Raw genomic sequence first — 5,980 nt, forward strand, 5'->3', positions numbered from 1 at the left:
GAAGCGGCCTTCAGGCCGCTCCTGCTTTGGTCTGCAAGGCCGAGCCCTTGGTCTCGGCAACATAGTCGGCGACTGCCGCGCGGACGAGCCCAGCTGCGTCAGCCCTTGGCCTGGCAAAGCTGGGGGCAGGGCGGGTGTTCAGCCCGATAAGGTCGTTGATCACCAGTACCTGACCGGCGCAGCCGGCACCGGACCCGATGCCGATAGTCGGAATCGTCAACTCCGCCGTGATCGCATTCGCAACCTCGGGCACAACGCACTCGAGCACGATGGCGAAGGCACCGGCCGCTTCGAGAACGCGCGCTTCGTGGGTCAGCCGCTCGGCAGATTCGGCCGCCTTGCCATGGGTGTAGTAACCGCCCAACTGGTGCACCGATTGCGGCATCAACCCAATATGCGCAACGACGGGAATGCCATATTCGGTTAGCCGTCTGACTACCGGCGCCATTGGGAGACCGCCTTCGATCTTGACCGCCTGTACGCCAGTCTGCTGGAGAACCTCCACAGCGCTACGCAATGCCGTCTCTGGATCGGTCGTCGTGCCGAACGGCATGTCACAAACCAGCAGCGCATGCTCGGTGCTGCGCGCAACCGCCGCCGAATGACGGATCATGTCGTCCAGGCTGACTTTGAGCGTGGTGTCGTAGCCCAGCACGACATTGCCCAGGCTGTCGCCAACGAGGATGATGTCGATGCCGGATTTGTCAACGAGCGATGCCGTGACGCTATCATACGCCGTCAGCATAGCGATGGGTTCGGCGCGCTGACGCATGCGGCCGATATCGCGGATGGTCAATCGTTTGGTTGCTGACGGGACTGACATCGTAGTCTCCACGGCTCTATGAACATCAAACCTGCGTCCTTGGACGCGCGGCGTTGATACAGGGACAGCGGCGCTTGTCCAAACCTTATATGGTGTTGTGGGGTGTCCAAGTCCAAGCCGGATGCGGCGTCGTAACGCCGAGGTGAGCCTGAGGGCGGAGATTCCGGCGCATCTCTACACAAAATAGTTCCATAATATATATTATGCGAATTGCGTATGTGCCACCGTGACGCTATCCCTTAGAGCCCTGCCTGGATCAAGTCTCGGACTTTTGTCGCCTTTTCGAAGTGATCGAGCGCGTGTGTCCTGATCCACCACTCCGCTGCTTCCATTAGCAATTCGGGGTCATCGTTCCTGTTGGCGAAGAACGCGTAGAAGGACAGTCCAACGCCTGCGCCCTTCTTTTCGATCTTCTCGTTGCAGATGGAAACGGCTTTGGCTCTCAGGCTTGCCCGCATGGTTGCTCCTCGTCGTGCTGCGGTCTGATCTAGGCCAATGACAGCCAAAAGCTGTCAGCAGTGATTTCGGTTCAGGCCGGCCACCATGCGAGCCAATTGTGGGCGCAGGCACACTATGATGGTGCCGAAACGATTCTCAGGATGTCAGCCTATGCAGCCTTCTCGCGACATTTCTCGCCTCATCGAAATCATGGCGGCGCTGCGCGATCCGAACGGCGGTTGTCCCTGGGACCTCGAACAGGACTTTTCGACGATCCGGCACTATACGATCGAGGAAGCCTACGAAGTCGCCGACGCCATCGAGCGCCAAGACTTCCACGACCTGCGCGAGGAACTCGGCGATTTGCTTCTGCAGCCGGTTTTTCATGCTCAGATGGCCAAGGAAGCCGGCCATTTCGATATTGGCGACGTCATCTATGCCATTACAGAGAAACTGATCCGCCGCCACCCACATGTGTTCGGCGACATCTCGGCCGATGACGCTGCCGGTGCCCAGGTCAACTGGGAAGCAATCAAGGCGCAGGAGCGGGCTGCCAAGGCCGCTCGGCGTGGCGATGTCGTCACCTCCGCAATCGACGACGTCCCACAGGTGCTCCCTGCCCTAGCCCGCGCCGAAAAACTGACCAAGAAGGCTGCCAAGATCGGGTTCGACTGGCCCGATTTTGGTGCGGTGCTCGCCAAGGTCGAGGAAGAAGCGTCAGAGGTCGCCGAGGCGTATCGGAATGGCGACAACAAGGCGGTTCACGAAGAGATCGGAGACCTTCTGTTCGCCGTTGCCAACCTGGCGCGTCACGCCGGCGTTGATGCCGAAGCCGCCCTGCGCGACGCCAATGCAAAGTTTACGCGGCGTTTCCACTATGTCGAGGCCCGAAGCCGCGAAGAAGGGATTGAACCTGCCGAAGCCGGCTTAGACCGGCTCGACCGCTACTGGAACGAAATCCGGGCAGCCGACAAGGCAGTTAAGACCTAGAGGTCGGAGAGCGCGATACGACCGTTGAAGCGCTCAAGAAAAGCGGTTTTGTGGCGCGGTTCGACCCGAACAACATAGTCCTGCCCCTTCTCAGTCGGCTCGTCGCGGGAAATGACCTCGGCATGGCTGTGGAGCCAGCCGATGTCCGCGCCAGCACTGTGCGGCACGTGCACGTGGTAGGTCCGGCTTTGCTCGCCGAGCGAACGTTCGATGAGGTTCAGGAGGTCTTCGATGCCCTGCCCTGTATGGGCGGAAACCGGCAGGCTCGCCAGAACCTTGCCAACGGGCGCGGCGGCCGCCATGGCGAGACCAGGCTCTTCGAGCAAGTCGATCTTGTTCCAGACCTCGATGATCGGCGTGGTTTCCGAGGAAACGCCTAGCTCGTCGAGGACGATCAGCACTTCCTGGGCCTGCGCAGCATGGTCCGGATTGGCGATGTCGCGGACGTGCAGGATTATGTCGGCATCCACGACTTCTTCGAGCGTAGCGCGGAAAGCGGCGACGAGATCGTGCGGCAGGTCGGCAACAAAGCCCACCGTGTCACTGAGCATTACTTCACGGCCATGCGGCAGCTCGATCTTGCGAATGGTTGTATCGAGCGTGGCGAAAAGCAGGTCTTCGGCGAAGACCCCTGCCCCGGTCAGGCGATTGAAAAGCGTCGACTTGCCGGCATTGGTGTAGCCGACCAGAGCGACAACCGGAATGGCGGCGCGGGTGCGCTGTTGTCGTTGCTGGGCGCGTGTCTTTTTGACCTTTTCCAGGCGATCTTCGAGCAGCACGATGCGCTCGGTGATCTGCCGGCGGTCGCTTTCGATCTGGGTTTCCCCCGGGCCGCCCATGAACCCCATGCCGCCGCTGCCACGCTGGCGTTCAAGGTGGGTCCAGGAGCGCACGAGACGCCCCTTTTGATAATTGAGATGCGCAAGCTCGACCTGTAGCACGCCTTCGCGCGTAGCGGCGCGCTCGCCAAAAATTTCGAGGATCAGCGCGGTGCGATCGAGCACTTTGGTGCCTGTCTCGCGTTCAAGATTGCGCTGCTGGATCGGTGATAGAGCCGCATCGACAAGGAGAAGCTCGATGTCTTCGGCCTTCACCTTGGCCGCAAGGGCCTCGACATGGCCAGCACCAATATAGGTTGCCGGGCGGATCTCGCGAACTTTTACGATGTCCGAGAAAAGCACGTCGAGCTTGATGGCGTCGGCCAGGCCTTCAAACTCGGCCTGACGCGCCTCGAGGCTGTGATAGGACGACTTTCCGCGAACATCGGGACAAACGAGCCCCGTACGTGTCGGCTGTTCCTGCCGATCGATATAGGGTTTCGGGCCACCTGGCAGGCGGCCGTCCTCGTCGTCAAAATCGCCCATATGGTCCGTCAGTCGTGGTCGTTGTTTTGCTCGGGATCGAACAGCTGGATCGGCGCGCCCGGCATGATCGTCGAGATTGCGTGCTTATAGACCAGTTGCGACTGCGCGTCACGGCGCAGCAGCAGGCAGAAATTGTCGAACCAGGTAATCACACCCTGAAGTTTGACACCGTTCACGAGAAAGATCGTGACCGGCACCTTCTGCTTTCGAACGTGATTAAGGAAAGAGTCTTGCAGGTTTTGCTGCTTTTCGCTGGGCATTCAGGCCTCTTGTCGCGGCATTTATTGTCGCTGTTTTCCGCAATTTCTTGCGTCCGAGCCTTCGAAGACTGCCGCCCAGTCCCCATCCCCCGGATTTATCATGCATTATCAACTATGCCACAAATCGGCCCCGCTGCCTACCCGCGGCGAATGCATGGCTTGTCGCCATTTTCGCAATCCGATCAAAGTCCCAAAGATTTGATCTTGCGATGCAGGGCGCTGCGCTCCATGCCCACGAACTCCGCCGTCTTGGAGATATTGCCACCAAACCGCTCGATCTGCGCCAGCAGATACTGACGTTCGAAAACTTCGCGAGCATCGCGCAGAGGCAGACTCATCAGGTGCGCTGACGCATCGGTGTCGCCGACCGTCGGCAGCACTTCGCCAATGTCTGAGGGCAGCATGCTGGCGGTGATGACACCATTTTCCGGCTGCTGGTCCTTCATGAGGATAAGCAGCCGCTCGATGGAGTTGCGCAACTGCCGCGCATTGCCCGGCCAATCCTGCGCCTGCAGCACGGCGATGGCATCGTCGCCGATGCTCATGCGCTGGAGATTGTGCATGCGGCAGACCTGCTCGATGAAGACATCAACCAGGGGCGGAATATCTTCACGGCGCTCTTTGAGCGGAACCAATTGCACCGGGACGATGGCCAGCCGATGGAAGAGGTCGGAGCGGAACTCGCCGGAATCCGTCAGTGCCGGGACGTTCTGCGAGCTTGAAGAAATGATACGGACGTCGATCGGCACGGCCTGAGCGCCGCCGACACGGTTGAACCGGTTCTCCACCAAGGTCCGCAGCAGCGCGGTTTGCACCTGAGCGGGCAAGGTAGTGACTTCCGAGAGATAGAGCGTGCCGCCATGGGCACGTTCGAGTGCACCTACCTCGACCTGAAGCAGGCCGGATTTGTCGCGGCCCTCACGACCGAAGAGCACTACAGACACTTCGTCAGGCGCATAGAGCGAGGCGTTGATCTCAACGAAGGGCGCATCATTGCGCGGGCTGCGCTGATGGATAAGTCGCGCCACAAGGCCTTTGCCGGCGCCGGACGGGCCCGCAATGAAGATGCGCGAATTGGTCGGTGCAGACTTGTCGATGAGGCCGCGCACCTGCTGCAGCGAAGGCGAACCACCGACCATATCGGCGCTCTTGGATGCCGAGCGCTCCTTGAGTTCCGCGACTTCGTTGCGCAGCCGCGTTGCCTCCATGGCTCGCTGCGTCACGTGCAGCAGCCGGTCAATCTTGAAGGGCTTTTCGATATAGTCGTATGCACCGCGGCGAATGGCCGAGACAGCGGTCTCGACATTGCCGTGGCCCGAAATCATGACCACAGGCATGTCCGGGTGCTGGCTCTGGAACACGTCCAGGAGTTGCAGGCCGTCGAGGCGCGATCCCTGCATCCAGATATCGAGGAATACCAGACTCGGCCGCCGACGAGCGATCTCATTGAGACCACTATCCGCGTCATGCGCCTGGCGCGCCTCAAAGCCTTCATCCTCGAGGATGCCGGCAATCAGGTCGCGGATATCGTCTTCGTCGTCGATGATGAGAATATCTAGAGCCATCTACTTCTGGACAATCGCTGGCACCAGCGACTCCTCCTCTTGGGGCAATTCGGGCTCGACCTGGACCGAATCGTCCTTTTCATTTGTCTTCTGCTGGGCGCGGAGGGGTAGCGTGAACGTCACGCATGCGCCTACCCTGCCCTGTTCATCGGGCTCGGCATCGACCAGTTCGACAATCCCACCGTGCTGCTCGATGATCCTGGCAACAATGGCGAGGCCGAGACCGGTCCCCTTTTCCCGCGTCGTCATATAGGGTTCCAGCAGCCGCTGCCGGTTTTCCTTTGGCCACCCTTTGCCATTGTCGGAAACCGACACACGGGCGTGATTGCCCTCGTAATGCGCCTCAACCTTGATGGCCGGCTGCCAGCCCGAACTCATATCCACCCCCTCGAATGCCTCCACGGCATTTTTGATGAGGTTGGTCAGCGTCTGCGAAACCAGACGCGTGTCGAACCACGCATAGATCGCTTCATCGGGCAATTCTGTGGCAATGGCAACTTCTGGCAAGCGAACGCTCTCCAGAAAAACCGCTTGCCGGAT

7 protein-coding genes are annotated in these 5,980 nt (G+C 60.0%); 1 reads left to right on the forward strand and 6 read right to left on the reverse strand.

What is annotated here, in order from left to right; all coding sequences use genetic code 11:
• Positions 1–10: 10 nt before the first annotated feature.
• The gene (gene panB, locus J0I64_RS03865) at positions 11–823 is read right to left on the reverse strand and encodes a 3-methyl-2-oxobutanoate hydroxymethyltransferase (RefSeq protein WP_291406295.1); all 813 of its coding nucleotides are present in this window, start codon (positions 821–823) and stop codon (positions 11–13) included.
• A gap of 239 nt (positions 824–1,062) precedes the next feature.
• On the reverse strand, positions 1,063–1,281 hold the full coding sequence (locus J0I64_RS03870; RefSeq protein WP_291406296.1) for a DUF6500 family protein: 219 nt from the start codon (positions 1,279–1,281) through the stop codon (positions 1,063–1,065).
• 151 nt (positions 1,282–1,432) lie between these two features.
• On the opposite strand from J0I64_RS03870, the gene mazG reads away from it, so the two are divergent.
• Complete coding sequence (gene mazG / locus J0I64_RS03875; RefSeq protein ID WP_291406297.1) at positions 1,433–2,251, forward strand: nucleoside triphosphate pyrophosphohydrolase; 819 nt, start codon at positions 1,433–1,435, stop codon at positions 2,249–2,251.
• Here mazG and hflX read toward each other — a convergent pair.
• From hflX to J0I64_RS03895, 4 genes are all read right to left on the reverse strand, one after another.
• The gene (hflX, locus tag J0I64_RS03880; protein ID WP_291406298.1) at positions 2,248–3,615 is read right to left on the reverse strand and encodes a GTPase HflX; all 1,368 of its coding nucleotides are present in this window, start codon (positions 3,613–3,615) and stop codon (positions 2,248–2,250) included. The two genes, mazG and hflX, sit on opposite strands and share 4 nt — an antisense overlap.
• 8 nt (positions 3,616–3,623) lie before the next feature.
• Entirely contained in the window at positions 3,624–3,875 is a 252-nt protein-coding gene (hfq, locus tag J0I64_RS03885) for an RNA chaperone Hfq (protein WP_035078721.1), read from the reverse strand.
• A gap of 182 nt (positions 3,876–4,057) precedes the next feature.
• Positions 4,058–5,440: a sigma-54 dependent transcriptional regulator gene (locus J0I64_RS03890; protein WP_291406299.1), complete on the reverse strand. Its 1,383-nt coding sequence runs from the start codon at positions 5,438–5,440 to the stop codon at positions 4,058–4,060.
• Positions 5,441–5,980: ATP-binding protein (locus tag J0I64_RS03895; protein ID WP_291406300.1), on the reverse strand; the 540-nt coding region annotated here is incomplete at its 5' end.

This window comes from Devosia sp. (assembly GCF_017307565.1).
Classification (GTDB): Bacteria; Pseudomonadota; Alphaproteobacteria; order Rhizobiales; family Devosiaceae; genus Devosia.

Bases quoted from the DNA above. Each gene is read 5' to 3' on its own strand.
- J0I64_RS03890 (WP_291406299.1), bottom strand. From the start codon at position 5,440: ATGGCTCTAGATATTCTCATCATCGACGACGAAGACGATATCCGCGAC.
- panB (WP_291406295.1), bottom strand. From the start codon at position 823: ATGTCAGTCCCGTCAGCAACCAAACGATTGACCATCCGCGATATCGGC.
- mazG (WP_291406297.1), top strand. From the start codon at position 1,433: ATGCAGCCTTCTCGCGACATTTCTCGCCTCATCGAAATCATGGCGGCG.
- J0I64_RS03870 (WP_291406296.1), bottom strand. From the start codon at position 1,281: ATGCGGGCAAGCCTGAGAGCCAAAGCCGTTTCCATCTGCAACGAGAAG.
- hflX (WP_291406298.1), bottom strand. From the start codon at position 3,615: ATGGGCGATTTTGACGACGAGGACGGCCGCCTGCCAGGTGGCCCGAAA.
- hfq (WP_035078721.1), bottom strand. From the start codon at position 3,875: ATGCCCAGCGAAAAGCAGCAAAACCTGCAAGACTCTTTCCTTAATCAC.